We start from the raw sequence: 24,632 nt of genomic DNA on the forward strand, positions 1-24,632 counted from the left end.
GGCCATGTCCTTTGCGCGAGGGAAACAACGCAAAGGTTAACAAAAGTCACTTGAAGTTAACAGCCCTGCAAGCTCATTTTGTTAGGGCTTCTAAGTCAAACCACAAATGCCATCATGACATGGCAGTGTTGATATGGATCATCTGCGTGGGTCGCCCCGCACACGTTGGCATCGTCGTTCTACTAGAGCGCACCGCCCTGCCGTATGATCCTGCTTGCAGTCCAATACAAATTGCCACGAGCGCCGACGTAGCGCCGATAGTGAACTCCAGAAGCCAACATCAGATCGGGGGAGACGCTGGCAGCATTCCGAAGCAAGACAACGCCGCCCGCGCAAGACAAAGCATGCATTCTGAAGCCGACCACACCTCCGGCATGGCTGCCGGAAGTGCCTATGACATGGTCCAGCCCGCCACCTTCGTGCGGGCGCTGGAAACCCGGCGCGCCCAGGCAGGTACGGCAAACCCGCTTGCGGTGCTCGCGATCCGGCTGGATCGGTTTGCCAGCGCCTGCGAAACGCTCGGCCCGCAGCGCGCCGCCCGGCTGCGCAAGCAGGTGGAAGCGCGCATCGCCGGCCTGCTGCCTGCCGGCGCCGGCATCCACTGGCTGGCGCTTGCCGACCTGGCCGTCGCCACCGCCCTGCCCGACGGCATCACCGACCCCGACCGCCTTGGCAGCCGCATTGGCGACGACCTGGCCCGGCCGTTTTCGCTCGATGGCTTCGAGTTGTTCCTGTCCAGCAGCATCGGCGTCGTGCTGGATCACCCGGATTTCTCCACCGAACGCAGCCTGCAGCACGCCGTCGACGCCATGCTGCGCGTTTGCCGGCAAGGCGGCGACGGCCTGGCGAGCGGGAGCACTCCGGGCGCGCCGCCCACGGCGCCGTTGCTTGCCGCCCTGCCACAGGCACTGAAACGGGGTGAACTGAGCCTGCAGCTGCAGCCGCGCGCGGACTTCAGGACTGCCGACGTGAGCGGCTATACGGTGCGGCTGCGGTGGCAGCACCCTACGCTCGGCCGCGTGGCCCCGAAGGATTTCCTGCCGGCGATGGAATCACTGGGCCTGATGGGGACCATCGCGAGCTGGCTGTTGCAGGGCATCCTGCCCATGATGAAGGCGGCGGATGCCATCGGGCCGGTTCAGTTTACGCTGCTGGCGGCCAGCGCGCAGCTGCACCGCACGCAGATGATGGAGGCGCTGAACGCGGCGATCGATTCCGCCGGCATCGCGCCGGAAAGGCTGTGCATCGAAGTGCCGGTCAGCGCCGTTCCGGATGACGAGGCGCTCTTTGCGCAGTTCCGGCTGCTACGCCAGCGCGGGGTTCAGCTGGCGCTCAGCGATTTCAATGACACCGAAACCAGCCTGCAGACGCTGCACCGCGTCAAGCCCGATATCGTGACACTGGATGCCCGCCACCTCGGCCACGCCGACCAGCCGCCAGATACCCCGGAACGCCTGCGTGCGGCCTGTGCCCTCGCCCGCAATGCCGGCGCCCTGGTCTGCGCCAAAGGCGTCGAGACCCGCCAGCAGCTGGAAGCCGTGCGTGACTGGGGCTGCCACAGCCTCCAGGGGTATCTGCTGGCGCAGCCCTTTCCGGCAACCTGGCTGGTGCAGACGCATTGGGCCATCCAGCAGCGGGCGCGGCAGTTGCTGAAGCCCGCAGGCTGATTGCATGCCGGGGGGCACAAAGCTGTCGCGGGTCGCTTGCAGGACTTACAAATTGGCACACTTCGAACGTGATTCGTACCCGCCGCAACGGTAAAATCTGCCTCAATTCCTCAACAAATTCAAAGGAGCCTGGCGTGAAAAAAGGTTGGATCTGGTGCGTTCTGTTTGCCACCCTGCTGGCTGGCTGCAACACGATGGCTGGCCTCGGCCAGGATATCCAGCATGGCGGACAGAAGCTGGAAGGCGCGGCCGACCGCCACAAGTAAGCGCCCGACGCAAATTGCGGCGTCGCTCCAGGCGGTCGCGCAGACATGAATAACGGCACGCCATGCGTGCCGTTATGCTTTGCGGGGCGCCAGATCGTGCCGGTCAGCCCCGGCGCAGGGCCACCGCCTCTTCGGCTAGCTTGCGGATCCTGCCCCAGTCCGAAGCCGCGACCGCATCCTTGGGCACGACCCACGAACCGCCCACGCAGACCACGTTCGGCAGCGCCAGGTACGTCGGCGCCAGCGCCGCGTCGATGCCACCGGTGGGGCAGAAGCGCAGTTGCGACAGCGGCCCGTACAGCGATTTCAGCATCGGCACGCCGCCGGCCGCCTGCGCCGGGAAGAACTTGAGGAAGGTGAAACCGGCTTCCAGCGCAGCCATGGCCTCGCTGGCGGTTGCCACGCCGGGCAGCAGCGAGATGCCCGCGCCTTGCGCGCCGGCCGCCAGTGCCGGCGTCAGGCCGGGCGACACCGCGAACTGCGCGCCGGCATCGCGCACGGCATGCAGCTGGTCGACCGTCAGCACCGTGCCGGCGCCCACGCAAGCCTGCGGCAGCGCGGCGGCAACGGCCTTGATGGCGTCCATCGCCGCCGGCGTGCGCAGCGTGATTTCCAGCATGGTCAGGCCGCCCGTTACCAGGGCTTCGCTGACGTGCAGCGCCTCGTCGACCGAGCTGAATTCCAGCACGGGGATCACCGGCACGTTGGCCAGTCGTTCAATCAGCGGGGAAGGTTTCGTTTGCATGGCAGTCTGAGTGGTTTCGGACAAGCGTAATCAGGCAATCACGGACATCTGCGCCAGCCGGGCCAGCACGGTCTCCGCAGCAGGAATGGGGGCCACCGCACCAAAGCCGGTGGTGGACAGCGCTGCCGCCACGTTGGCATAGCGCGCAGCCGCGAACGCATCGTCGCCGGCTGCCAGGCGGGCGACGAAGCTGCCGCCGAAGCAGTCGCCTGCCCCGGTGGCGTCCAACGGCTGCACCGGATACGGCGGCACCAGCGTGCGCGCCTCCGGCGTGGCCACGTACGAGCCTTCTTCGCCCAGCTTCAGCGCGACGATGCCAATGCCGCAGCCAAGCAGGTAGTCGACGATGGCGTCGCGGTCGTCCAGACCCGTGAGCACGGTGATGTCATCCCAGCTCGGCAGGCAGATATCGGTCTTCGAAAACGCCTCGCGCATGATGCCGCGCGCCCGCGCCAGCGACCACAGTCGCAGCCGCAGGTTGGTGTCGAGCGATACCTTCACGCCGGCCTTGCGGGCATGCTCCATCGCATCCAGCCCGGCATCGCAGGCGCTGGTGCTGATCGCCAGGCTGATGCCCGACAGGTGCAGGTAGCGCGCCTGCGCAATCGCGGCGAGCGGCAGCTGTTCATGCTGGTAGCGGCTGGCGGCCGAGCCCTCGCGCAGATAATCGAAGCGGTGGCCGTGGTTGTCATGGCTGACAAAGTACACGCCGGTCGGCGCGCCCGGATCGACATGGACCAGCCGCGTATCGACCCGCTCCCGCGTCCACAGCGCCAGCAGGCGCTCGCCGAAGCTATCGGCTCCCACGGCGCTGATATAGCCGGCCTGCGCGCCCTGCCGCGCCGCCGCGATGCAGAAGTTGGAGGTATCGCCGCCGAAGCCCTGCAGGTAGCGGGTCGGGTCATCCGGCTGCTGGTTGAACTCCACCAGCGGTTCGCCGTACGCAAGAATGTCGATGCTCATGGGGCAGTCGTCTCAGAAGAAGGTCTGCACGATGTCGATGACCCGCATGTCGGCGTCCAGCACCGGGATATGGCGCCACTTGTCGAAGGTCAGGCACGGATGCGAGATATCGAAGGCAATCATGTCGCCGACCTGGATGTCGTCGCCGGCGCGGATCTGCAGGTAGGCGTGCTGGTCCATCATGCCGGTCACCTCCCAGTGCGCGGGCACCGCCACCGGTGCTTCGCTGCCGGGCCGATAGAGCGTTGCCGGAATCGGCATGCCCGCATCGAAGGCGGCATCGCGCTTGCCCATGCCGATGATGACGCGGTCAGGCTCGGGAATCGACTGCACGTAGGCCCACAGCTGCAGCGCTGGCAGCAGGCCTTCGCGCATCTTCTGCGCGACCGGATTGCTGGCCAGGATGCGCTCCTGCGCGGCGCGGTAGATGCCGACGTCATGCGTGAGGTAGCAGCCGGGACGCAGCACGATGTCGATCGGCGCGCCGATATCGGTGCGGGCGAATTCCTCGGCCACCACGTCGTACCAGGCCGAGCCGGCGCCCGACATCACCACCGGGCTGCGGCCGAAGCGCCCTTCCTTCGCCAGCTGGCGCGTGACCGCCACGGTGCGCTGCAGGAAGCGGCGGATGTCGGCCTCTTCCTTCAGCACGCCTTCGTAGATCTCCACGCCTGCCAGGGACAGGGCATCCGGCCAGCGCGCCAGCGCTGCCATCACGGCGTCCTGCTGGGCGGCGTCGCGCACGCCGGTGCGCCCGCCTTCCACGCCGAGCTCCAGCAGCACCTGCAGCTTCTGGCCGCGTGCACGGAAGAACTCGCCCAGGTGGTCCACCAGCGCGGCCGAGTCGACCAGCGAGAAGAATTCGAAATCCGGATCGCGCAGCAGGTCGGCAATGATTTCCATATTGCGGCGGCCGACCAGTTCATTGGCCATCAGGACGCGCCGCACACCGTGCGCGTAGGCAGCGGCCGTCTGGTGCGCCGTTGCCAGCGTAATGCCCCAGGCACCTGCCGCCAGCTGGCGCGCAAACAGCTTGGGTGCCATCGTGGTCTTGCCATGCGGCGCCAGCAGCACACCGTATTCACCCATGAAGCGGTTCATCCACTCCAGGTTATGCGCCAACCGGTCTTCGTACAGGACGGCGGCCGGCAGGCTGAGCTCTTCCTGCAACAGATTCCAGCCGGTCTGACCGGCTGCGTCCGGCGCCAGCGGCGCTTCCAGCTTGCCCAGCGCCTTGTTGAGCGGATCGATCGTGCCAGCCTGATACTTTATTTCACGCATGCGGTCATCACCCTGCAAAAATTCCGATTGACGTAATCATAGCCTTGAAATTACGATATTTCATCCTTGTTATAAAGTAACATGCAAGACCTGGCCGGTCCAGACGGGCTTCAAGGGGAGGCAGCATCGCCGTCCCTCCAAGCCGCGGCGCCGGCTTCCACAGTTATAGCCCTTTGATAGCCCTTTGCCGGCCTCAAGGCCTGCCATTTGCCGGACGCACTCAGCCAGCCACCTCCGATGACCGCGCCCTTCGACATCCTGACCCGCATTGCCGAACGCGGCCCCGCGCTGCGCCTGGCCGAGCAGAAGGTCGCCCAGGTCGTGCTGGAGGACCTGTCCGGCGCGGCGTCTGCCAGCATCAACGAGCTGGCGCGCAAGGCCGGTGTAAGCGAAGCCAGCGTGACGCGCTTTGCCAAGGCCATCGGCTGCCGCGATGTGCGCGATCTCAAGCTGCGCCTGGCCCGAGCCACTGCCGTGGGCATGCGTTTCCTGCAGCCGGGTGCGGTGCCGGCCGAGGAAAACGCTCCCGCCACACTGGTGGACAGCATCCATGCCGACGTGCTGACCGCGCTGGAAGTCAACCGCAAGCTGATCGACCCCGAACGCATCGAGCAAGCCGCTCGCCTGTTGCTTGGCGCACGCATGGTCTACGCTTTTGGCATGGGCGGCGGCTCGTCGTTCATGGCCGACGAGGCCCGGCACCGGCTGGCGCGCCTCGGGCAGCCGGTGTCGAGCTACCAGGATGCGCTGCTGCAGAAGATGGTGGCGGCCACGCTGAGCCGCGATGACGTGGTGCTGGCGTTCTCGGCCAGCGGCAATGTGCCGGAGATGCTCGCCAGCTGCGATATCGCCCGCGAGTACGGTGCAAAGCTGGTGGCCGTGACGGCGCTGGGCTCGCCGCTGGCAACGCGCGCCGACGTGCTGCTGCCGGTGCGCACGCTCGAGACTGATTTCATCTTCAAGCCGTCGGCCTCGCGCTACGCGATGCTGCTGGTGCTGGACGTGCTGGCCACCCAGTGCGCCCTGCTGCAGCAGGACCAGAGCAAGGAGCGCCTGCGCCGGCTGAAATACGTACTGGATACCCACCGCGGTGAAGGCGGGGCCGGTCCGGACAGCCGCCAGCCGCTGGGAGACTGACCATGCCTCACCTGTTCGATACCCTGATTCGCTGCGTGACCCTGCTCGATGGCTCGGGCGCCGCGGCCCGCATGGCCGACGTGGCCCTGCGCGACGGCCGCATCGCCCGCATCGACGAAGCCGGCGCGATCGATCCCGATACCGCCTCGCATGTGGTCGAGGGCCACGGCCTGATGCTCTCGCCGGGCTTTATCGACGTCCACACGCACGACGACACCAACGTAGTGCGCCAGCCCGAAATGACGCCGAAGCTCTCGCAGGGCGTCACGACCGTCATCGTCGGCAACTGCGGCATCAGCGCCGCGCCGGTCACGCTGTCCGGCGACCCGCCCGACCCGATGAACCTGCTCGGCCACGCCGATGCCTTCCGCTATCCGGACTTCAAGACCTATGTCGAAGCCGTGGATGCCGCGCAACCCGCCGTCAACGTGGCGGCCCTGGTCGGCCATACCGCCCTGCGCAGCAACCACATGGACCGCTTCGACCGCGCCGCCAGCCCGGCCGAGATTGCCGCGATGCGCGCGCAGCTGGAAGAAGCGCTGCAGCATGGCGCGCTGGGGCTTTCCACCGGACTGGCCTATGCCAACGCCTTCTCCGCCCCGACCGAGGAAGTGCTTGCCCTTGCCGAGCCGCTGGCCAACGCCGGCGCGCTCTACGCCACCCACCTGCGCAGCGAGTTCGCCGAGATCCTCGACGCCATGGACGAAGCCTTCCGCATCGGCCGCCACGCCCGCGTGCCGGTCGTGATCTCGCACCTCAAATGCGCCGGCGTGCCCAACTGGGGCCGCAGCACCGAAGTGCTCAATGCGCTCGACGGCGCCCAGCGCTGGCAGCCGGTCGGCTGCGACTGCTATCCCTACACCGCCAGCTCGTCCACGCTGGACCTGAAGCAGGTCACCAGCGATTTCGACATCATGGTGACATGGTCCGAAGGCGCCCCCGAGATGGGCGGACGCCTGCTGGCCGATATTGCCGCCGAATGGCAGGTCGACCTGCACGAGGCCGCGCGCCGCCTGATGCCCGCCGGGGCCGTCTACCACTGCATGGAGGACGCCGACGTCGACCGCATCCTGAGCCATCCGGCCACCGTGGTCGGCTCCGACGGCCTGCCCAACGACCCGCTGCCGCATCCGCGCCTGTGGGGCGCGTTCCCGCGCGTGCTCGGCCACTATGCCCGCGACCGCGAACTGTTCCCGCTGACCGTCGCCGTCAACAAGATGACCGGCATGTCCGCCGAGCGCTTCGGCCTGAAGGAGCGCGGTTTCGTGCGCGAAGGCTACTGGGCCGACCTGGTGCTGTTCGACGCCACCACCATCCGCGACGCGGCGAGCTTCACCGACCCCATGCAACCGGCCGAAGGCATCGCCGCGGTCTGGGTCAACGGCGAGCTGTCATGGCAGCAGCGCCAGTCCACCGGCGTGCGCGCAGGCCGGTTCCTGCCGCGCGGCGCGCGACCAGAAGGCGGCATGGCCTGAACCCGGGCCGCCGCACACATTCCCATCATCCCTCACACACAGCATCCAGGAGTTTCCATGGACATCAAACGATTCGGCGTCGAAGGCGGCACCGGTACCGGCGGCCAGCACATGCCCTTTGCCCGCGCGGTGGCGGCGGACGGCTGGCTCTACGTTTCCGGCCAGGTGCCGATGGTCAACGGCGAGGTCATCGACGGCGGCATCGTTGCGCAGACCCACCAGGCCATCAAGAACGTGCTGGCCATCCTCGCCGAGGCCGGCTACGGTCCCGAGCACATCGTGCGCTGCGGCGTCTGGCTGGACGACACGCGCGACTTCGCCTCGTTCAACAAGATCTTCAAGGAATACTTCGGCGCCAACCCGCCGGCCCGCGCCTGCGTACAGTCGAGCATGGTGGTGGACTGCAAGGTCGAAGTGGACTGCATCGCGTACAAGAAGCCGGTGGCCTGAGCCGGCTGCCAGCTGATTGCCTGACCCCTCTCCCATTCAACGGGAGAGGGTTGAAAACAATATGAACCACTGCCGCTGAGCGGCTTTTTTTCCACACAAGGAGACAACATGGGTGCCGTCACCGGAACCACACTGTTGGTGTATGCGCTGATCGCCGTGATCGCCCTCGTGGTGCTCATCGCACGCTTCAAGCTCAACCCGTTTATCACCCTGGTCGTCGTCTCGGTCCTGCTCGGCTTTGCCGTGGGCATGCCGATGGGCGATATCATCAAGTCATTCGAAGCCGGCGTTGGCGGCACCCTCGGCCATATCGCGCTGGTGATCGGCCTGGGCACCATGCTCGGCAAGATGATGGCCGAATCGGGCGGCGCCGAGCGCATCGCGCGCACGCTGATCGATTTCTTCGGCGAAAAGAACGTGCACTGGGCGATGGTCACCATCGCCTTTATCGTCGGCCTGCCAGTGTTCTTCGAAGTCGGCTTCGTGCTGCTGATCCCGATCGCCTTCAACGTGGCCAAGCGGACCGGCACCTCGATGGTGCTGGTCGGCATCCCGATGGTGGCCGGCCTGTCCGTCGTGCACGGCCTGATCCCGCCGCACCCGGCCGCCCTGCTGGCCGTGACGGCCTACGGCGCCGATATCGGCAAGACCATCATGTACGCGCTGATCGTGGGCATCCCGACCGCGGCAATTGCCGGCCCGCTGTTCGCCAAGCTGATGGACCGCTACGTGAAGCTGCCTGAGGTCAACCCGCTGGCCGTGCAGTTCACCGAGGAAGACGAAGGCGTCCAGGCCTCGCACCAGCTGCCCGGCTTTGGCATCACGGTATTCACCATCCTGCTGCCTGTGATCCTGATGCTGATCGGCAGCTGGGCCGACCTGTTCACTACGCCGAAGACCTTTGCCAACGACTTCCTCAAGCTGATCGGCAACTCGGTGATGGCATTGCTGATTGCCGCGCTGGTGAGCTTCTACACCTTCGGCAAGGCACGCGGCTTCAACCGCGAGGCTATCCTCAAGTTCACCAACGAGTGCGTGGCGCCCACGGCCATCATCACGCTGGTGGTTGGCGCGGGTGGTGGCTTCGGCCGCATCCTGCGGGACTCGGGCGTCTCCAATGCCATCGTCGACGTGGCCACCAACGCCCACGTTTCGGTGCTGCTGCTGGGCTGGCTCGTGGCCGTGATGATCCGGATCGCCACCGGCTCCGCCACCGTGGCCATGACCACCGCCGCCGGCATCGTCGCCCCGATCGCCGCCAGCGTGCCAGGCGCGCGCCCGGAGCTGCTGGTGCTGACCACCGGCGCCGGCTCGCTGATCCTGTCGCACGTCAACGACGGCGGCTTCTGGCTGGTCAAGGAGTACTTCAACATGACCGTGACCCAGACCTTCAAGACCTGGTCGGTCTGCGAAACCATCATCTCCGTGGTGGCGTTGCTGCTGACCCTCGCGCTGGCGACGGTGGTCTGATCCTTGCTTCCCGGGGGCCGTTCCGGCTCCTGCGGCCGGGGCCGGGCACCCGTATCAATCGGGATTGCCTTGCCCTGGGGGCGCCCCTACACTCCCTCCTCGATGCGGCCGCCAGTGCCGCACCATCCTACGAGGAGACCCGCCCCATGACCATCGCCCCGCTGCTGCGCGCCATTGCGGCCTGCAGCGCTCTCGCCCTGCTGCCCGCCGCGCAGGCTGCCGAGCCCGTCAGGATCGGCCTGATCGCCCCGTTCTCCGGCAGCTTTGCCGACTACGGCAAGCAGATGGAAGGCGGCGTCAAGGCTTACCAGAAGCTGCATGGCGACACCGTCGCCGGGCGCAAGGTGCAGGTCATCATGAAGGACACCACCGGCCCCGCGCCCGACGTGGCCAAGCGCCTGGCGCAGGAACTGGTTGTGCGCGACAAGGTGGACATGCTGGCAGGCTTCGGCCTGACGCCCGAGGCGCTTGCCGTGGCCCCGGTCGCGGAACAGGCGAAGAAGGCGATGGTAATCTTCAATGCGGCGTCGTCGATCATCACCACCAAGTCGAACTACATTGCGCGCGTATCGATGACGCTGCCGCAGATTTCAGCGCCGATGGCCACCTGGGCCGTGCGCAACAACGTGCGCAAGGTCGTCACGCTGGTGGCCGACTACGCGCCCGGCATCGACGCCGAAACCGCGTTCAAGACCAACTTCATCGGCGGTGGCGGGCAGGTGATCGAGTCGATCCGGGTGCCGCTGCGCAATCCGGAGTTCGCACCGTTCATCCAGCGTATCAAGGACGCAAAGCCCGAGGCGGTCTTCCTGTTCCTGCCGGCCGGCGAACAGGGCGTGGCGTTCATGAAAGGCTTCCGCGAACGCGGCCTGGCCGAGGCCGGCATCCGCGTGATCGCCACCGGCGACCTGACCGACGACCATGTGCTGCCGGCCATGGGCGATGCCACGCTGGGCGTGATCACCTCGTTCCACTACTCGATGGCGCATGACTCGCGCGAGAACAAGGCCTTCCTGAAGGCCTTCGCCGACGCCAACCCGGGCGCCGGGCGGCCCAACTTCATGGCCGTGGCCGCATTCGACGGCATGAATGCCATCTACGAAGCCCTGAAGAAGACCGGCGGCGCCACCGACGGCGACAAAGTGATCGGCGCGATGAAGGGCATGAAGATCATGAGCCCGCGCGGCCCGATCACCATCGACCCGGTCACGCGCGATGTGGTGCAGACGGTCTATATCCGCAAGGTCGAAAAGGTCAACGGCGAGCTCTACAACGTGGAGTTCGACAAGTTTGCGGATGTGAAGGACTCGGGCAAGTAAATCATGTAACGGCGCCTACGTGGCGCCAACGCTTACCAGCGCATCCAGCCTTGCCTGGTCGGCCAGCAATCCGGCGCTGTCCGATGCATGCACGACCCTTCCCCTGTCCAGCACCATTGCGCGTTGCGTCATCGCCAGCGCCAGCCGCGCATGCTGTTCCACCACGATCACCGCCATCCCGCCCTGCCCGATCAGCTGCCGGATCACCCGCTGCAGTTCTTGCACGATGATCGGTGCCAGGCCTTCCATCGGCTCATCCAGCAGCAGTAGCGAGGGATTGACCATCAGTGCCCGGGCGATGGCCAGCATCTGCTGCTCGCCGCCCGACAGCTGGTTGCCGAGATTGCGCTGCCGCTCCTGCAGGCGCGGGAAGATTTCGTACACGCGCGGGATAGTCCAGTGCCCCGGCCGCGCCACCGCGCTCAGGTGCTCCTCCACGGTCAGCGAGGCAAACATCCAGCGCTCCTGCGGCACCCAGCCAAGACCCGCCTGCGCCCGCTGGTGCGGCGCCAGCCGGGACAGGTCGCGGCCCTGCCAGTGCAGCGTGCCGCGCCGTACCCGCGTAAAGCCCATCAACGTGGCCAGCAGCGTGGTCTTGCCGACGCCGTTGCGGCCCAGCAGCGCCAGGCTGTCGCCGTCACGCAGCATCAGGTTGATGTCGTCGAGTACGATGGCGTCGCCATAGCCCGCGCTCAGTCCCTCCACGCGCAGCAGTTCAGTCATGCGCGGGCTCCCCGAGGTAAACCTCCTTCACACGGGGGTCGGCCGCAATCTCCGCGGGCGTGCCTTCGGTCAACACCTTGCCAGCCACCAGCACCGTGATCCGCTCGGCAAAGCGGAAAACCAGGTCCATATCGTGCTCGATAAAGAGGATCGTGATGTCGCGAGGCAATGCCGCAATGACGGCGAACAGCTCCGCGCTCTCGGCCGACGGGATGCCCGCGGCCGGTTCGTCCAGCAGCAGGATCGAAGGACGCGTTGCCAGGGCCAGTGCGATTTCGAGCAGGCGTTGCTTGCCGTATGGCAGGTGCCGGGTTTCCGTGTCGGCATCGGCATCGAGCCGCAGCGTGGCAAGCACCGCCATGGCCTCTTCTGCCAGCGCGCGCTGCGATGCCACGGTGCGCGACCATATGCGGGCGGCACCCGTGCGCTCGGCCACGGCCAGCACGACCGATTCCAGCACTGTCAGCCCCGGAAACAGCGTGTTGATCTGGAATGTGCGTGTCATGCCCAGGCGCACGCGGGCATGCTGGGTCAGATCGGTAATCTCCTGCTCGCCCAGCCAGATCGTGCCGCCCGTGGGCGGAACCGCCCCGGTCAGCAGGTTGATGAAGGTGGTCTTGCCCGCCCCGTTCGGCCCGATCAGCGCGTGACGAGCGCCGGGTGCAAAGCTGAGCGAGATGTCGCTGTTGGCGGCAAACGCGCCCCAGCTGCGCGACAGCCCCTCGGTACGCAGCAGCTTCGTCATGATGCCGCCCCTTGCCGGCGACGGCGCGACGCCAGCCTGGCACGCATCGCATCCACCGCCCCCATCACGCCACCCCGGGCGAACAGCACCATCACGACCAGCAGCAAGCCGATCCAGAACTGCCAGTAGACCGGGTTGATGCCGGCCAGCACGTCCTGCGCGATCATGAACAGCGCCGCGCCCACCAGCGCCCCATAGAGGCGGCCGGCGCCGCCCAGCACCAGCATCACCAGCAACTCGGCCGAGCGCGGAAAGCCCAGCACGTCCATGCCGACGAACTGCGTGGTCTGCGCCAGCAGCCCGCCCGCCACGCCCGCGATGGCGGCGGACAGCGTAAACACCGCGCCCAGCCGGCGCGGCACATTCGCACCCAGCGCCGGCATGCGCCGCACGCCTTCGCGCAGGCCGCGCAGCGAGAGCCCGAACGGCGACTGCGTCAGCCGCCGCAACAGCAAGAACAGCGCAAACGTCACCACCAGGCTGTACAGATAAGCCGTCTTGCCGAACAGGTCGAACTCGAACAGGCCCAGCACTCGGTCCATGCTCACGCCCGAAAGCCCGTCCACGCCGCCAGTGAGGAACGCCGCCTTGTTGGCCGCCTCGAACAGCATCAGGCCAATGCCAAGCGTCACCATCAGCCGCGTCAGGTCGCCGCCGCGCACCACCAGGAAGCTGCACAGCCAGCCCGCCAGCCCCGCCACCGCGGCAGCCGCCAGCAGGCCGGACAGCGGCTCGCCCCAGCCATGCGCAGCCAGCAGCCCGGCCGTGTATGCGCCGAGCCCGAAGAACGCCGCATGGCCGAGCGATACGATGCCCGCGTAGCCGAGTATCAGGTCGAGCGACAGCGCGAACAGACCGGTGATCAGGATCTGGCTGCCAAGGATCAGGTAGTCCGGCAGGAGGAAAAATACGGCAAGCGGTACCAGCCAAAAGGCGATCTCGGCGGGATGCCAGCGCCCGTCGGGCAGGCGGTGCTGCCCATGTCCGGCGCCTCGGGCAGCGGCGGCGGGCTGCAAGGCCCGGATCAGCGCCTTCATGCGCGTCTCCCATACAGCCCCGCAGGAAACAGCACCAGCAGCAGGACCATCATCGCGTAGATGACGAATGCCCCCACCGCCGGCACATAGTATTTGCCGGCGACGTCAACCACCCCCAGCACCAGCGCCGCCAGCAGCGATCCACGTATCGAGCCCGCCCCGCCCACCGCAACCACCAGCAGGAAGTACACCATGTACTTGAGCGGGAATGCCGGGTCCAGACCCAGCACGTCCACGCCAAGCCCGCCGCCCAATCCCGCCAGCCCCGATCCCAGCGCAAAGGCCAGGCTGAACACGCGACCGACGTTGATGCCCAGGCCGCGCGCCGCCTGCTGATTATCGACCGCCGCCCGCACCTGCGCCCCGAACCGCGTGCGCGCCACCAGCCATCCCAGCGCCAGCGTGATGACGATCACTACCGCGATCAGGAACAGCCGATACGCGCCAAGATCCAGTCCGCCAATGCGCACCTGGCCACGCAGCATGGCGGGCAGTTCCACCGGCTGCTGGCCGGGCCCGAACAGGTACGTGGCGCCCGCCATTGCCATGAAAGTCAGGCCGATCGAGAACAGCACCTGGTCCAGGTGGCTGGCCTGGTAGAGGCGGCGGTACAAGGTGCGCTCCAGCAACCATCCCACCACTGCCGCGCCCGCGAACGCCGCCGGCAGCGCGAGCAGGAACGGCACGCCGGCACGGTTCATCAGCACCACCGCAACGTAGCCGCCCAGCATGGCGAACGCGCCGTGCGCGAGATTGACGAAATTCATCAGGCCCATCGTCACCGACAGGCCCACGCTGATCAGGAACAGCAGGCTGCCGTACGCCGCGCCGTCAAACAGCACACCGAGGAAACTCGCCATCAGAAGGAATCCCGGAAAGAAAAGGGAACCGGAGGAGGACCGTAGTGTCGCATGCGCCGGGCGCGGTTCATCCCGCCAGCGGCGCGAACGGCAGCCCGACGTAGTTCTCCGCCAGGCTACGGGCAGCCGCCCCGGAACTGCACACGTACTCCAGCTCGGCATGCTGCAGCCGGGCCATGAACGGCGTGTAGTCGTCAAAGCGATGCAGCAGCGATGTCATCCACCACGAGAAATGCTCGGCACGCCAGACACGCCCCAGGCAGGCGGCCGAGTAGCCCGCCAGCAGGTCATCGCGCTGGTCGCGATAGTGAACGGCCAGCGCATGCGCGAGGTTGCGCACGTCGGCCACCGCCAGGTTCATGCCCTTGGCGCCGGTCGGCGGCACGATATGCGCGGCATCGCCGGCCAGGAACAGGCGCCCGTATTGCATGGGCTCGGTGACTTGGCTGCGCATCGGCGTCACGCCTTTCTGCAGCACCAAGCCCTCGTTCAGGTGCCAGCCATCGCCGGTTTCCAGGCGCGCATGCAGTTCTTCCCAGACGCGGTCATCCGGCCAGGCCGCCAGGTCTTCGTCGGGATGGCACTGCAGGTAGAGGCGCGTGATCTCGGGCGAGCGCATCGAGAACAGCGCAAACCCGCGCGCATGGCTTGCATAGATCAGCTCGTTCGCGGCGGGCGGGGCCTTGGCCAGAATGCCGAGCCAGGCGAACGGATAGGTGCGCTCGAACACCTGCAATGCCGATGGCGGGATCGCATGCCGCGACACGCCATGCGAGCCGTCGCAGCCGGCGATGAAATCGCAGTGCAGCACATGGGCCTGTCCGGCATGGGTGAATGACACGGAGGGCGATTGCCCGTCGATGCCATGGAGCCTCACATCGCCGGCTTCAAAATACTGTGGTGCACAAGCTGCCAGCCGCGCGCAGATCAGGTCGCGCACGACTTCGTGCTGCCCGTAAACGGTGATGGCGCGCCCTCCGGTCAGCCCGCTCAGGTCGATGCGGTGGCGGCGGCCATCGAACAGCAGATCGATGCCATGATGCACCAGCCCCTGCCGCCGCATTCGCTCGCCAACGCCGGCTTCGTCCAGCAGGTCGACCGTGCCCTGCTCCAGCACGCCGGCACGAATGCGCGCCTCCACGTGGTCGCGGCTGCAGTCCTCCAGGATGACGGTGTCGATGCCGGCGCGGTGCAGCAGATGGCCCAGCAGCAGTCCGGCGGGGCCGGCGCCGATGATGGCGACCCGGGTGCGCATGCTGGTCTGGGGCATGCCTGTCTCCAGTATCAGGATAGGGACGGCGACAGCACTTGATCGGCCAGATTGTTGTGGGTCACGGCCATTTTTGCAATCGGGATCTGCCCCGCCGCCAAGGTTTACAAGGCCCCACCCGCGCGCTAAGGTCAACGGGTGTGTGATCCACTGGAAGCCTTCATGTCGATCGACCGTCGCTCCTTCCTTGGCCTGGCCGCCGGCATCACGGCCGCGGCTGCCGTGCCCGGCAGCGCAGCCGCCGCAAGTCCTGCCACGGCGGCCACCCTCGCTGCGCCGATGCGCCGCAATATCCCTGGCACCATCGAAGCGCTGCCCGTGATCGGGATGGGCACCTCGGATACCTTCAATGTCGGCACCGGTGCCGACGAACGCGCCCCGCTGGCCGAGGTCATGGCACTGTTGCTGCAGACGCAGGGCTCGGTCATCGACACCGCACCCAGCTACGGCAGCGCGGAAGTCGTCACCGGCGATCTGCTCAAGGCCGCGGGCGGACGCAACCGGGTGTTCCTGGCGACCAAGATTTCGGCGCCGGCCGGCGCACCCGCACAGGCCCAGTGGGCACGCTCGCAGGCCGACCTGCACACCGGCAAGGTGGACTTGCTGCAGGTGCACAACCTGATCGACTGGCGCGAGAACCTGCGCTGGCTGCGCCAGCTCAAGGAGCAAGGCAAGATCCGCTACCTGGGCATCACCCACTATCGCGAAGATGCCCAGGACACGCTGGCGCAGATCGTGCGCAGTGAAAAGGTCGATTTCGTGCAGATCAACTATTCGCTGGCAGAGCGCAATGCCGAGCGGGTACTGCTGCCGCTGTGCCAGTCGCGCGGCGTGGCGGTGCTGATCAACCGGCCGTTCCAGGACGGGCGCCTGTTCCGCACCGTGAAGGACCGTCCGCTACCGCCGTGGGCGGGCGAGATCGACTGCAATTCATGGGGTCAGCTCTTCCTGAAATTCATCGTCAGCCATCCCGCCGTCACTACAGCCATCCCGGCCACCTCCAAGCCGCGCAATATGGCCGACAACCTCGGCGCCGGACTCGGCCGCATGCCGGACGCAGGGCAGCGCGAGCGCATCGCCGCGCTGCTGGCCTGAAGCACTGTCATGGATAACTATCCGGACACCGCTGCCACTAGCCTGGCTCGCCTGCGGCGCGGCCTCGGCATCCAGCCCGGCGAAGGTGGCGCCGTGATCGCGGGCTTCCTGTTCTTTTTCTGCCTGTTCGCCAGCTATTTCATGCTGCGGCCGGTGCGCGAGACCGCAGGCATCGCGGGCGGCGTGAAGAACCTGCAGTGGCTCTTCACCGCCACCTTCGTGGTCATGCTGGCCGCCATCCCGGTCTACGGCGCCTGCTGCGCCTGGCTGCCACGCCGGCGCTTCGTGCCGTGGGTCTACGCCTTCTTCATCGCCAACCTGCTCGCCTTCGCCTTTGCCACCCGTGCGGAGCCGGACAACGTCTGGCTGGCGCGGGTGTTCTACGTGTGGCTGTCGGTCTTCAACCTGTTCGTGGTGTCGGTCGCTTGGAGCCTGATGGCCGACGTGTTCCGCCCCGAGCAGGCGCGGCGGCTCTTTGCGCTGCTCGCCGCCGGCGCCAGCGCGGGCGGGCTGGCCGGGCCCGTGCTGGGCGGCTGGCTGGTGACAAGGATCGGTCTGACCGGGCTGATGCTGCTGTCGGCTGCGCTGCTGGCCGCGACGCTGCCGGGCGTGGGCTGGCTGTTCGGCTGGCGGCGGCGCGCAGGCGCGGGCATTGCCGTGGCCGGCGATGCGCAATCCACCGCCAGCGCTGCGCAGGACCCTGCGCATCCGGTCGGTGGCGGACTCCTGGCCGGGCTCGCGCTATTGGCGCGCTCGCGCTACCTGCTCGGTATCAGCCTGTTCGTGGTCCTGCTGGCGACGGCCAGCACCTTCCTGTACTTCGAGCAGGCGCGGCTGGTGGCCGAGGCCTTTCCCGAACGCGCGCGGCAAACGCAGGTCTTCAGTGCGCTCGATGCCACGGTGCAGGCCTTCACCATCGTCATCCAGCTCTTCTTCGCCGGCCGCGTGGCGCGCCGCTACGGCGTGACGGCGTTACTGACTGCCGTACCGCTGATCGTGGCTGCAGGCTTCCTCGTGCTGGCGCTGCTGCCAACCTTCGGCGTGCTCGCGGGCGCCATGATCCTGCGGCGCGTGGGCGAGTACGCGCTGCTGCGTCCGGGTCGCGAAATGCTGTTCACCGTGGTCGACCCGGAGACCAAGTACAAGGCCAAGAATGTCATCGACACCGCCGTTTACCGTGCAGGCGATGCGGTCAGCGCATGGGTCAAGACCGGCATCGATGCGCTCTCTGGCCATCCCGCCACCGTGGCACTGGCCGGTGCCGCACTGGCGCTGGTCTGGGCGGTGCTTGGGTGGTGGCTCGGGCGGCAGCATGAGGGGCAGCTCGGTCCGCAGGATGCGTCGACACTACAAGCCCGCGCCGCCGGTGACACGACAGCGTAGTCATTGACCCTCGCCGTAGGGCTCCGCTTATACTCCCGGACACAATAATAAACGGGAGATTTCATGCCGAAGTGGGTCATTGTCATCGCCGCCATTGCCGGCGGCTGGTACTACTACGATCATCATCGACCGGCTCAGGCTTCATTGCCGGTACCCTCTGAACCGGCCATCTCGGCCCCCTCGTTTCCGCGGCCGTCCCCGGTGGTCTTCCGATGCGAAGGCAAGACAATGTGCCATCAGATGCGCTCTTGCGAAGAGGCCACGTTCTATCTGCAGAACTGCCCGGGCACGAAGATGGACGGCGACGGAGACGGCATTCCCTGTGAGCGGTCTTTGTGCAACTAGGGCTCCCGGAAATGCAATGGGGAAGCAGTATGGATCCGAGGCCATGAACTTTGCCTTCACCCCTCAGGCCCGTTCGGAATTCTGGCCTCCGTCCACCGGATGATCGTATAGTCATGGCCTCGGGCCCGCGCGCTGCGCAGGCTTCTTCCGTGCTGCCCGCAAGCCGCCCATCCCTTTCCTTACCCCCCGGAGGACTCCGCCATGAAGACCAAAGCCGCCATCGCCTGGAAAGCCGGCGCCCCGCTGACGATTGAAGATGTGGATCTCGACGGCCCGCGCGCCGGGGAAGTGCTGGTGGAGATCAAGGCCACGGGCATCTGCCATACCGACTACTACACGCTCTCGGGTGCCGATCCGGAAGGCATCTTCCCGGCGATTCTCGGCCATGAAGGCGCGGGCATCGTCACCGATGTCGGCCCCGGCGTGACCTCGCTCAGGCCGGGCGACCATGTGATTCCGCTCTACACGCCGGAGTGCCGCCAGTGCAAGTTCTGCCTGTCGCGCAAGACCAATCTGTGCCAGGCCATCCGCGCCACCCAGGGCAAGGGCCTGATGCCGGACGGCACCTCGCGCTTCTCGATCGACGGCAAGCCGATCTTCCACTACATGGGCACTTCCACCTTCGCCAACCACATCGTTGTGCCGGAGATTGCGCTAGCCAAGATTCGCCCCGATGCACCGTTCGACAAGGTCTGCTACATCGGCTGCGGCGTGACCACGGGCGTTGGCGCGGTGATCTTCACGGCCAAGGTGGAAGCGGGTGCGAACGTGGTGGTGTTCGGCCTGGGCGGCATCGGCCTGAACGTGATCCAGGGCGCGAAGATGGTTGGCGCCGACAAGATCATCGGCGTGGACCTGAACCCGGCGCGCGAGGCCATGGCGCGCAAGTTCGGCATGACGCATTTCATCAACCCGAAGGACGTGGACAACGTGGTCGACCACATCGTCCAGCTCACCGACGGCGGCGCCGACTACTCCTTTGAATGCATCGGCAACACGCAGGTCATGCGCCAGGCACTGGAGTGCTGCCACAAGGGCTGGGGCAAGTCGATCATCATCGGCGTGGCCGAGGCCGGCGCGGAGATCTCCACGCGCCCGTTCCAGCTGGTGACGGGGCGCGAATGGAAGGGTTCGGCTTTCGGCGGCGCGCGCGGGCGCACTGACGTGCCGAAGATCGTCGACTGGTACATGGAAGGCAAGCTCAATATCGACGACCTGATCACCCACACGTTGCCGCTCGATCGCATCAACGAGGGCTTCGACCTGATGAAGCGCGGCGAGTCGATCCGCTCGGTCGTGCTGTACTGAGGGGGCGCCCATGGAACTGCTCTCGCAGCACGGCTGCCACGGCGGCGTGCAACGGTTCTACCGCCACCAGTCCCAGGCCATCGGGTTGCCGATGCGGTTCTCGGTGTTCCTGCCACAGCAGGCGCTGGTGCCGGGCGCGCGCGTGCCGGCGCTGTTCTACCTGGCCGGCCTGACCTGCACCGAAGAGACCTTCATGATCAAGGCCGGCGCGCAGCGGTTCGCCGCCGCGCACGGCCTGATGCTGGTGGCGCCCGACACCAGCCCGCGCGGCGCCGGCGTGCCCGGCGAAGCCGATGCATGGGACTTCGGCGTGGGTGCCGGCTTCTACCTCGATGCCACGCAGGCCCCGTGGCGCATGCACTGGCGCATGGAAAGCTACGTGGCGGACGAGCTGTTCGGGCTGGTTACGTCGGAGCTGCCGGCCGATCCGGAGCGTGTCGGCATCTTCGGCCACTCGATGGGCGGGCACGGGGCGCTGGTGCTGGCGCAGCGGCATCCGCGCCGCTTCCGCTCGGTATCGGCCTTTGCCCCCATCGCGGCACCCTCGCAATGCCCGTGGGGCGAAAAAGCCTTCACCGGCTACCTCGGGGAGGACCGCGCACGCTGGGCGGAGCATGACGCCAGCGCCCTGATGGCGGGCCAGAAGGCGCCGCCGTTCCCGCGTGGCATCCTGGTCGACCAGGGGCTGGATGACCAGTTCCTGCCGACGCAGCTGCACCCCGAGACCTTCGAGGCAGCCTGCCAGGCCGTCGGCCAGCCGCTGACGCTGCGCCGGCACAGCGGCTACGACCACGGCTACTACTTCATCACGACCTTCATCGAAGACCATATCCGGCATCACGCGGCGCAGCTGTAAGCGCCCTCCCCGGCGGAGCAGGCAAATGCCACTGCCGCCGGGGATCCCGCTTCGACCCCCAAACAGGTGATGTAGCCAGGCACCGGGTTTCCCATAATGTCTCTTCGACCAGCCATAAGAGCTGGCAAATCATGGGGGTCAGACATGAACCACGTCACGTCTCTGGGCGTCTATATCGTCGCCTTTCTCGCCGCGCTGCTGATTGCCGCGCGCTGGCTGCTCAAGAACGACCCCTCCTTGCGTGGGGAGGAACGCCCCGATGCGGGCAGGATTGCCCCTCGAAGGTCCGACTAGGCACCGGACCGGAAACATCAGCCCTCCTCCGCCACCCCGCGATACGCCCCCGGCCGCGACCCCGTCCAGCGCCGGAACGCGCGATGAAACGCGCCGGGCTCGGCAAAACCCAGCTCCGCCGCGATCTCGGCCATGGGCCTGCGCGAATGGCTCAGGGCCTGGATGGCGAGGTCGCGCCGCAGTTCATCCTTGAGTTCCTGGTAGCTTGCCCCTTCGTCCATCAGGCGCCGGCGCAATGACGATGCCGACAGGTGCAGGTCCTGGGCCAGCGTTTCAAACGTCGGCCATTGCTCGGGACGCTGATTGCGCAACTGCCGGCGCACGCGGGCGGCCACGCTGCTGCGGTCGGAATATTTCACCACCACATTGTGCGGGGCATCGCGCAGGAAAGCCTTCAGGCTGCGCTCGTCCTGCCGCACCGGTTGGTCGAGCAGGCCCGCGTCGAAGACCAGTGCGGTGGCCGGTTGATCAAAGGCGAGCTGGCGCGAGTACATGACCCGGTACTCCGCGCTGTATGCCGGCTCGGGATAGCTGAACGCGGCCAGCTGCACCGGCACGCGCCGCCGCAGCAGCCAGCTCATCAGGCCATGCAGCATGATCAGCATGGTTTCCTGCGCAAACACGCCCGGCACCCGCCCCTGCGCCGACGAGGGTTCCGTAAGCACCAGCGCGGCGCGGTCCTCGTGGCGCTCCAGCCGCACGCCGATATCGTCGAGCAGCAGCCCGAAATAGCGCGTGATGCGGTCCAGCCCCTGCGCCAGCGTGCGGCTGCCTGCCACCGCATGACAGAGCATGGCAAAGCTGCCTCGCTTCATGCGACGCGAGTCCTGGCCGAAGAATTCGTCGTCCAGCGCGGCTGCTACCGCCATCCATAACTCGCTGTAGCTGTCCGCCGAGACGCGCGCCTGCGGCACCGCCAGCAGCGCCGGCGCGATGCCAACACTGCGCAGCACCGGCTCGGGATCGAGCCCTTGCGCGCGCAGCCCCGAGATGGCGTGGTGGACGAAACAGATGGCGACGCTGCCTTTTTCCATGGTGCGCAGTGGCAAACGAGTTCAGAAAGATTGGCGGATTTTGGCATAGGAGCGGCGAGGCGCCGTTTCTACACTGCGATCAAGTCATCGCCGCGTCTGTCCGGACGCGGTCCACGCCAAGCCACCGCAGCCCCAGCCATGCACAGCGACTACACCGAAGAGCAGACCATGATCCGCGACAGCGCCCGCGCTTTTGCCAGCGAGCGCCTGTCCGCGGGTGCCGCGCAGTGGGACCGCGCCGCGCAATTGCCGCCGGAGGTGGTGTCCGAAATGGGCGCGCTGGGGCTGCTGGGCATGATCGTCCCCGAAGAATGGGGCGGCACCTACACCGACTATGTGGCCTACGCGCTCGCCATCGAGGAAATTGCCGCCGGCTGCGCCGCATGCGCCACCCTGATGAGCGTGCACAACTCGGTGGGCTGCGGCCCGATCCTGCACTACGGCACCGATGAACAAAAGCAGCGCTACCTGCCCAGGCTGGCCAGCGGCGCCCTGATCGGCGCCTTCTGCCTGACCGAACCGCAGGCCGGCTCCGAAGCCCACAACCTGCGCACCCGTGCGCGCCCCACGGAGAACGGCTGGATCCTGAACGGCAGCAAACAGTTCGTCACCAACGGCCAGCGCGCCGGCGTGGCGATCGTGTTCGCCGCCACCGAGCCCGAGCGCGGCAAGAAGGGCATTTCGGCCTTCGTCGTGCCCACCGGTACGCCGGGCTTTATCGTCCACGCGCCGGAGAAGAAGCTCGGCATCCGCGCCTCCGACACCTGCGCCATCACGCTGGAAGACTGCGAAGTGCCGCACGATGCGTTGCTGGGCGAGGCAGGCGAAGGCCTGCGCATCGCGCTCTCCAACCTGGAAGGTGGCCGCATCGGCATTGCCGCGCAGGCCATCGGCATCGCCCGCTCCGCTTTCGAGGCCGCGTGCCGCTACGCGTCCGAGCGCGTGCAGTTCGGCCGTGCCCTGCGCGAGCACCCGCCGATCGCCAACATGCTGGCCGACATGGCAACCGAGCTGAACGCCGCGCGCCTGCTCGTGCATCGCGCCGCGCGCATGCGCACCAACGGCGTGCCCTGCCTGTCGGAGGCCTCGCAAGCCAAGCTCTACGCCTCCGAACTGGCCGAGCGCGTGTGCTCCAAGGCCCTGCAGATCCACGGCGGCTACGGCTACCTGGAGGACTACCCGGTCGAGCGCCACTACCGCGACGCCCGCATCACCCAGATCTACGAAGGCACCAGCGAGATCCAGCGCATGCTGATCGCGCGCAGCCTCTGAACCGCATTCCCACATCCCATCACAGTCCAGAACCGACGGAGACAACATGAGTGCCCAGCCCAAGACCGCCAATGCCGTGCCCACCGTTCCGCTGCTGATCAACGGCGAATGGGTCGAATCCTCGGCCACCGAATTCCGCGCCGTGATCAACCCGGCCACCCAGGAGGTGCTGGCGCAGGTGCCCCTGGCCACGCAGGCTGAAGTCAATGCCGCCGTCGGCGCCGCGCAGCACGCCTTCGCCACCTGGCGCCACACGCCGATCGGCACGCGCCTGCGCATCATGCTGCGCTACCAGGCCCTGATCCGCGAGCACAGCAAGCGCATTGCCGCCATCCTGACTGCCGAACAGGGCAAGACGCTGGCCGACGCCGAAGGCGATATCTTCCGCGGCCTGGAAGTGGTGGAGCACGCCTGCTCGATCGGCACGCTGCAGCAAGGCGGCTTTGCCGAGAACGTGGCATCTACCGTCGATACCTACACGCTCCAGCAGCCGATCGGCGTCTGCGCCGGCATCACGCCGTTCAACTTCCCGGCGATGATTCCGCTGTGGATGTTCCCCATGGCCATCGTCTGCGGCAATACCTTCGTGCTCAAGCCGTCGGAGCAGGATCCGCTGTCGACCATGGAACTGGTGAAGCTGGCAGTGGAAGCCGGCGTGCCGCCGGGCGTGCTCAATGTCGTCCATGGTGCCAAGGAAGTGGTGGACGCGCTCTGCACGCATCCCGATATCAAGGCGGTGTCGTTCGTCGGCTCTACCGCCGTCGGCACGCACGTCTACAACCTGGCCGGCGCGCACGGCAAGCGCGTGCAGTCGATGATGGGCGCCAAGAACCACGCGGTGGTGCTGCCCGACGCGCACAAGGAACAGACCCTCAACGCACTGGCGGGCGCCGCCTTCGGCGCGGCAGGCCAGCGCTGCATGGCAACGTCGGTGGTCGTGCTGGTCGGCACCGCGCGTGACTGGGTGCCCGAGCTCGTAGCCAAAGCGAAGACGCTCAAGGTTGGCGCCGGCGCGGAAGCCGGCACCGATGTCGGCCCGGTGGTATCGGTCGCGGCCAGGGAACGCGTCCTCGGCCTGATCGCCGCCGGCGAGCGCGAAGGCGCCACGCTGCTGCTGGATGGCCGCAACGTGCAGGTACCCGGCTATCCGCAGGGCAACTTCATCGGCCCGACCATCTTCGCCGATGTCGGCACGCAGATGTCGATCTACACCAACGAGATCTTCGGGCCCGTACTGCTGGTCATCGGCGTCGAGACGCTGGACGACGCAATTGCGCTGGTGAACCGCAATCCGTTCGGCAACGGTACCGGTGTTTTCACGCAGAGCGGCGCCGCCGCGCGCAAGTTCCAGAGCGAGATCGACGTCGGCCAGGTCGGCATCAACATTCCCATCCCGGTGCCCGTGCCCTACTTCAGCTTCACCGGCTCGCGCGGTTCGAAGCTGGGCGATCTGGGCCCGTATGGCAAGCAGGTCGTGCAGTTCTATACGCAGACCAAGACGGTGACGGCGCGGTGGTTTGACGATGCCACGGTGAATGACGGGGTGAATACGACGATCAGTCTGAAGTAAGCGTAATCTGGGGCCCGCGGTTTGCTCCCCTCTCCCGCAAGCGGGAGAGGGGAGCAAACAGATGGCT

At 66.9% G+C, this 24,632-nt stretch carries 24 protein-coding genes; 15 read left to right on the forward strand and 9 right to left on the reverse strand.

Going from position 1 to position 24,632, the window contains the following annotated elements; all coding sequences use genetic code 11:
• The first annotated feature begins 344 nt into the window (after window positions 1-344).
• Complete coding sequence (locus RM96_RS32680; protein WP_039015898.1) at window positions 345-1,667, forward strand: GGDEF domain-containing protein; 1,323 nt, start codon at window positions 345-347, stop codon at window positions 1,665-1,667.
• A 134-nt stretch (window positions 1,668-1,801) separates the two neighbouring features.
• The gene (locus tag RM96_RS32685; protein WP_039015899.1) at window positions 1,802-1,933 is read left to right on the forward strand and encodes an entericidin A/B family lipoprotein; all 132 of its coding nucleotides are present in this window, start codon (window positions 1,802-1,804) and stop codon (window positions 1,931-1,933) included.
• A 103-nt stretch (window positions 1,934-2,036) separates the two neighbouring features.
• Here the strand turns inward: RM96_RS32685 and eda are convergent, their stop codons facing one another.
• Genes eda through RM96_RS32700 form a run of 3 tightly spaced genes read right to left on the reverse strand, consistent with a single transcriptional unit; the run spans window position 2,037 to window position 4,922 of the window.
• Window positions 2,037-2,678, reverse strand: a complete 642-nt coding sequence (gene eda / locus RM96_RS32690; RefSeq protein WP_039015900.1) for a bifunctional 4-hydroxy-2-oxoglutarate aldolase/2-dehydro-3-deoxy-phosphogluconate aldolase — start codon at window positions 2,676-2,678, stop codon at window positions 2,037-2,039.
• 30 nt (window positions 2,679-2,708) lie between these two features.
• Window positions 2,709-3,641, reverse strand: coding sequence for a sugar kinase (locus RM96_RS32695; RefSeq protein WP_039015901.1), 933 nt, complete (start codon window positions 3,639-3,641; stop codon window positions 2,709-2,711).
• A 12-nt stretch (window positions 3,642-3,653) separates the two neighbouring features.
• A complete protein-coding gene (locus RM96_RS32700; RefSeq protein WP_039015902.1) occupies window positions 3,654-4,922 on the reverse strand; it encodes an amino acid deaminase in 1,269 nt (422 codons plus the stop codon).
• 237 nt (window positions 4,923-5,159) lie between these two features.
• Here RM96_RS32700 and RM96_RS32705 point away from each other — a divergent pair, with 237 nt between their 5' ends.
• From RM96_RS32705 to RM96_RS32725, 5 genes are all read left to right on the forward strand, one after another.
• Window positions 5,160-6,059: a MurR/RpiR family transcriptional regulator gene (locus RM96_RS32705; RefSeq protein ID WP_039015903.1), complete on the forward strand. Its 900-nt coding sequence runs from the start codon at window positions 5,160-5,162 to the stop codon at window positions 6,057-6,059.
• 2 nt (window positions 6,060-6,061) lie between these two features.
• Window positions 6,062-7,534: an N-acyl-D-amino-acid deacylase family protein gene (locus RM96_RS32710; RefSeq protein WP_039015904.1), complete on the forward strand. Its 1,473-nt coding sequence runs from the start codon at window positions 6,062-6,064 to the stop codon at window positions 7,532-7,534.
• Between the two features lie 57 nt (window positions 7,535-7,591).
• Complete coding sequence (locus RM96_RS32715; RefSeq protein ID WP_039015905.1) at window positions 7,592-7,984, forward strand: RidA family protein; 393 nt, start codon at window positions 7,592-7,594, stop codon at window positions 7,982-7,984.
• Window positions 7,985-8,092: 108 nt separating this feature from the next.
• Window positions 8,093-9,454: a GntP family permease gene (locus RM96_RS32720; protein ID WP_039015906.1), complete on the forward strand. Its 1,362-nt coding sequence runs from the start codon at window positions 8,093-8,095 to the stop codon at window positions 9,452-9,454.
• 146 nt (window positions 9,455-9,600) lie between these two features.
• Window positions 9,601-10,773 (forward strand): ABC transporter substrate-binding protein, encoded by a 1,173-nt coding sequence (locus RM96_RS32725; protein ID WP_039015907.1) that lies wholly within the window; start codon window positions 9,601-9,603, stop codon window positions 10,771-10,773.
• Window positions 10,774-10,788: 15 nt separating this feature from the next.
• Here the strand turns inward: RM96_RS32725 and RM96_RS32730 are convergent, their stop codons facing one another.
• The 5 genes from RM96_RS32730 to pobA form a co-directional block, all read right to left on the reverse strand.
• Window positions 10,789-11,496, reverse strand: coding sequence for an ABC transporter ATP-binding protein (locus RM96_RS32730; RefSeq protein ID WP_039015908.1), 708 nt, complete (start codon window positions 11,494-11,496; stop codon window positions 10,789-10,791).
• Window positions 11,489-12,241, reverse strand: a complete 753-nt coding sequence (locus RM96_RS32735) for an ABC transporter ATP-binding protein (protein ID WP_039015909.1) — start codon at window positions 12,239-12,241, stop codon at window positions 11,489-11,491. The genes RM96_RS32730 and RM96_RS32735 overlap by 8 nt, the downstream gene beginning before the upstream one ends.
• The gene (locus RM96_RS32740) at window positions 12,238-13,278 is read right to left on the reverse strand and encodes a branched-chain amino acid ABC transporter permease (protein WP_039015910.1); all 1,041 of its coding nucleotides are present in this window, start codon (window positions 13,276-13,278) and stop codon (window positions 12,238-12,240) included. The genes RM96_RS32735 and RM96_RS32740 overlap by 4 nt, the downstream gene beginning before the upstream one ends.
• Window positions 13,275-14,138 carry a branched-chain amino acid ABC transporter permease gene (locus RM96_RS32745; protein WP_039015911.1) on the reverse strand — a complete coding sequence of 288 codons (864 nt, stop codon included), beginning with the start codon at window positions 14,136-14,138 and terminating at the stop codon, window positions 13,275-13,277. The genes RM96_RS32740 and RM96_RS32745 overlap by 4 nt, the downstream gene beginning before the upstream one ends.
• A gap of 67 nt (window positions 14,139-14,205) precedes the next feature.
• The gene (gene pobA, locus RM96_RS32750; protein ID WP_039015969.1) at window positions 14,206-15,393 is read right to left on the reverse strand and encodes a 4-hydroxybenzoate 3-monooxygenase; all 1,188 of its coding nucleotides are present in this window, start codon (window positions 15,391-15,393) and stop codon (window positions 14,206-14,208) included.
• A 177-nt stretch (window positions 15,394-15,570) separates the two neighbouring features.
• On the opposite strand from pobA, the gene RM96_RS32755 reads away from it, so the two are divergent.
• The 6 genes from RM96_RS32755 (at window position 15,571) to RM96_RS39625 (ending at window position 20,689) form a co-directional block, all read left to right on the forward strand.
• A complete protein-coding gene (locus RM96_RS32755) occupies window positions 15,571-16,503 on the forward strand; it encodes an aldo/keto reductase (RefSeq protein WP_039015912.1) in 933 nt (310 codons plus the stop codon).
• 9 nt (window positions 16,504-16,512) lie between these two features.
• The gene (locus tag RM96_RS32760) at window positions 16,513-17,886 is read left to right on the forward strand and encodes an NTP/NDP exchange transporter (protein ID WP_039015913.1); all 1,374 of its coding nucleotides are present in this window, start codon (window positions 16,513-16,515) and stop codon (window positions 17,884-17,886) included.
• 63 nt (window positions 17,887-17,949) lie between these two features.
• Complete coding sequence (locus tag RM96_RS32765; protein ID WP_039015914.1) at window positions 17,950-18,231, forward strand: excalibur calcium-binding domain-containing protein; 282 nt, start codon at window positions 17,950-17,952, stop codon at window positions 18,229-18,231.
• 201 nt (window positions 18,232-18,432) lie between these two features.
• Window positions 18,433-19,539, forward strand: a complete 1,107-nt coding sequence (locus tag RM96_RS32770) for an S-(hydroxymethyl)glutathione dehydrogenase/class III alcohol dehydrogenase (RefSeq protein ID WP_039015915.1) — start codon at window positions 18,433-18,435, stop codon at window positions 19,537-19,539.
• Window positions 19,540-19,549: 10 nt separating this feature from the next.
• Window positions 19,550-20,395, forward strand: a complete 846-nt coding sequence (gene fghA / locus RM96_RS32775; RefSeq protein WP_039015916.1) for an S-formylglutathione hydrolase — start codon at window positions 19,550-19,552, stop codon at window positions 20,393-20,395.
• 144 nt (window positions 20,396-20,539) lie between these two features.
• Complete coding sequence (locus RM96_RS39625) at window positions 20,540-20,689, forward strand: hypothetical protein (protein ID WP_193752570.1); 150 nt, start codon at window positions 20,540-20,542, stop codon at window positions 20,687-20,689.
• 17 nt (window positions 20,690-20,706) lie between these two features.
• Here RM96_RS39625 and RM96_RS32780 read toward each other — a convergent pair whose 3' ends face one another.
• Entirely contained in the window at window positions 20,707-21,723 is a 1,017-nt protein-coding gene (locus tag RM96_RS32780) for an AraC family transcriptional regulator (RefSeq protein WP_039015970.1), read from the reverse strand.
• A 138-nt stretch (window positions 21,724-21,861) separates the two neighbouring features.
• On the opposite strand from RM96_RS32780, the gene RM96_RS32785 reads away from it, so the two are divergent.
• Window positions 21,862-22,995 (forward strand): acyl-CoA dehydrogenase family protein, encoded by a 1,134-nt coding sequence (locus RM96_RS32785; RefSeq protein ID WP_039015917.1) that lies wholly within the window; start codon window positions 21,862-21,864, stop codon window positions 22,993-22,995.
• Window positions 22,996-23,041: 46 nt separating this feature from the next.
• Window positions 23,042-24,565, forward strand: coding sequence for a CoA-acylating methylmalonate-semialdehyde dehydrogenase (locus RM96_RS32790; protein WP_039015918.1), 1,524 nt, complete (start codon window positions 23,042-23,044; stop codon window positions 24,563-24,565).
• Window positions 24,566-24,632 lie beyond the last annotated feature (67 nt).

Source organism: Cupriavidus sp. IDO (genome assembly GCF_000812465.1).
Classification (GTDB): Bacteria; Pseudomonadota; Gammaproteobacteria; order Burkholderiales; family Burkholderiaceae; genus Cupriavidus.

Excerpts from the sequence above, each read along its gene's own strand:
- RM96_RS32680 (WP_039015898.1), top strand. The coding sequence starts at position 345 with ATGCATTCTGAAGCCGACCACACCTCCGGCATGGCTGCCGGAAGTGCC.
- eda (WP_039015900.1), bottom strand. The coding sequence starts at position 2,678 with ATGCAAACGAAACCTTCCCCGCTGATTGAACGACTGGCCAACGTGCCG.
- RM96_RS32695 (WP_039015901.1), bottom strand. The coding sequence starts at position 3,641 with ATGAGCATCGACATTCTTGCGTACGGCGAACCGCTGGTGGAGTTCAAC.
- RM96_RS32700 (WP_039015902.1), bottom strand. The coding sequence starts at position 4,922 with ATGCGTGAAATAAAGTATCAGGCTGGCACGATCGATCCGCTCAACAAG.
- RM96_RS32705 (WP_039015903.1), top strand. The coding sequence starts at position 5,160 with ATGACCGCGCCCTTCGACATCCTGACCCGCATTGCCGAACGCGGCCCC.
- RM96_RS32710 (WP_039015904.1), top strand. The coding sequence starts at position 6,062 with ATGCCTCACCTGTTCGATACCCTGATTCGCTGCGTGACCCTGCTCGAT.
- RM96_RS32715 (WP_039015905.1), top strand. The coding sequence starts at position 7,592 with ATGGACATCAAACGATTCGGCGTCGAAGGCGGCACCGGTACCGGCGGC.
- RM96_RS32720 (WP_039015906.1), top strand. The coding sequence starts at position 8,093 with ATGGGTGCCGTCACCGGAACCACACTGTTGGTGTATGCGCTGATCGCC.
- RM96_RS32725 (WP_039015907.1), top strand. The coding sequence starts at position 9,601 with ATGACCATCGCCCCGCTGCTGCGCGCCATTGCGGCCTGCAGCGCTCTC.
- RM96_RS32730 (WP_039015908.1), bottom strand. The coding sequence starts at position 11,496 with ATGACTGAACTGCTGCGCGTGGAGGGACTGAGCGCGGGCTATGGCGAC.
- RM96_RS32735 (WP_039015909.1), bottom strand. The coding sequence starts at position 12,241 with ATGACGAAGCTGCTGCGTACCGAGGGGCTGTCGCGCAGCTGGGGCGCG.
- RM96_RS32740 (WP_039015910.1), bottom strand. The coding sequence starts at position 13,278 with ATGAAGGCGCTGATCCGGGCCTTGCAGCCCGCCGCCGCTGCCCGAGGC.
- RM96_RS32745 (WP_039015911.1), bottom strand. The coding sequence starts at position 14,138 with ATGGCGAGTTTCCTCGGTGTGCTGTTTGACGGCGCGGCGTACGGCAGC.
- pobA (WP_039015969.1), bottom strand. The coding sequence starts at position 15,393 with ATGCGCACCCGGGTCGCCATCATCGGCGCCGGCCCCGCCGGACTGCTG.
- RM96_RS32755 (WP_039015912.1), top strand. The coding sequence starts at position 15,571 with ATGTCGATCGACCGTCGCTCCTTCCTTGGCCTGGCCGCCGGCATCACG.
- RM96_RS32760 (WP_039015913.1), top strand. The coding sequence starts at position 16,513 with ATGGATAACTATCCGGACACCGCTGCCACTAGCCTGGCTCGCCTGCGG.
- RM96_RS32765 (WP_039015914.1), top strand. The coding sequence starts at position 17,950 with ATGCCGAAGTGGGTCATTGTCATCGCCGCCATTGCCGGCGGCTGGTAC.
- RM96_RS32770 (WP_039015915.1), top strand. The coding sequence starts at position 18,433 with ATGAAGACCAAAGCCGCCATCGCCTGGAAAGCCGGCGCCCCGCTGACG.
- fghA (WP_039015916.1), top strand. The coding sequence starts at position 19,550 with ATGGAACTGCTCTCGCAGCACGGCTGCCACGGCGGCGTGCAACGGTTC.
- RM96_RS39625 (WP_193752570.1), top strand. The coding sequence starts at position 20,540 with ATGAACCACGTCACGTCTCTGGGCGTCTATATCGTCGCCTTTCTCGCC.
- RM96_RS32780 (WP_039015970.1), bottom strand. The coding sequence starts at position 21,723 with ATGGAAAAAGGCAGCGTCGCCATCTGTTTCGTCCACCACGCCATCTCG.
- RM96_RS32785 (WP_039015917.1), top strand. The coding sequence starts at position 21,862 with ATGCACAGCGACTACACCGAAGAGCAGACCATGATCCGCGACAGCGCC.
- RM96_RS32790 (WP_039015918.1), top strand. The coding sequence starts at position 23,042 with ATGAGTGCCCAGCCCAAGACCGCCAATGCCGTGCCCACCGTTCCGCTG.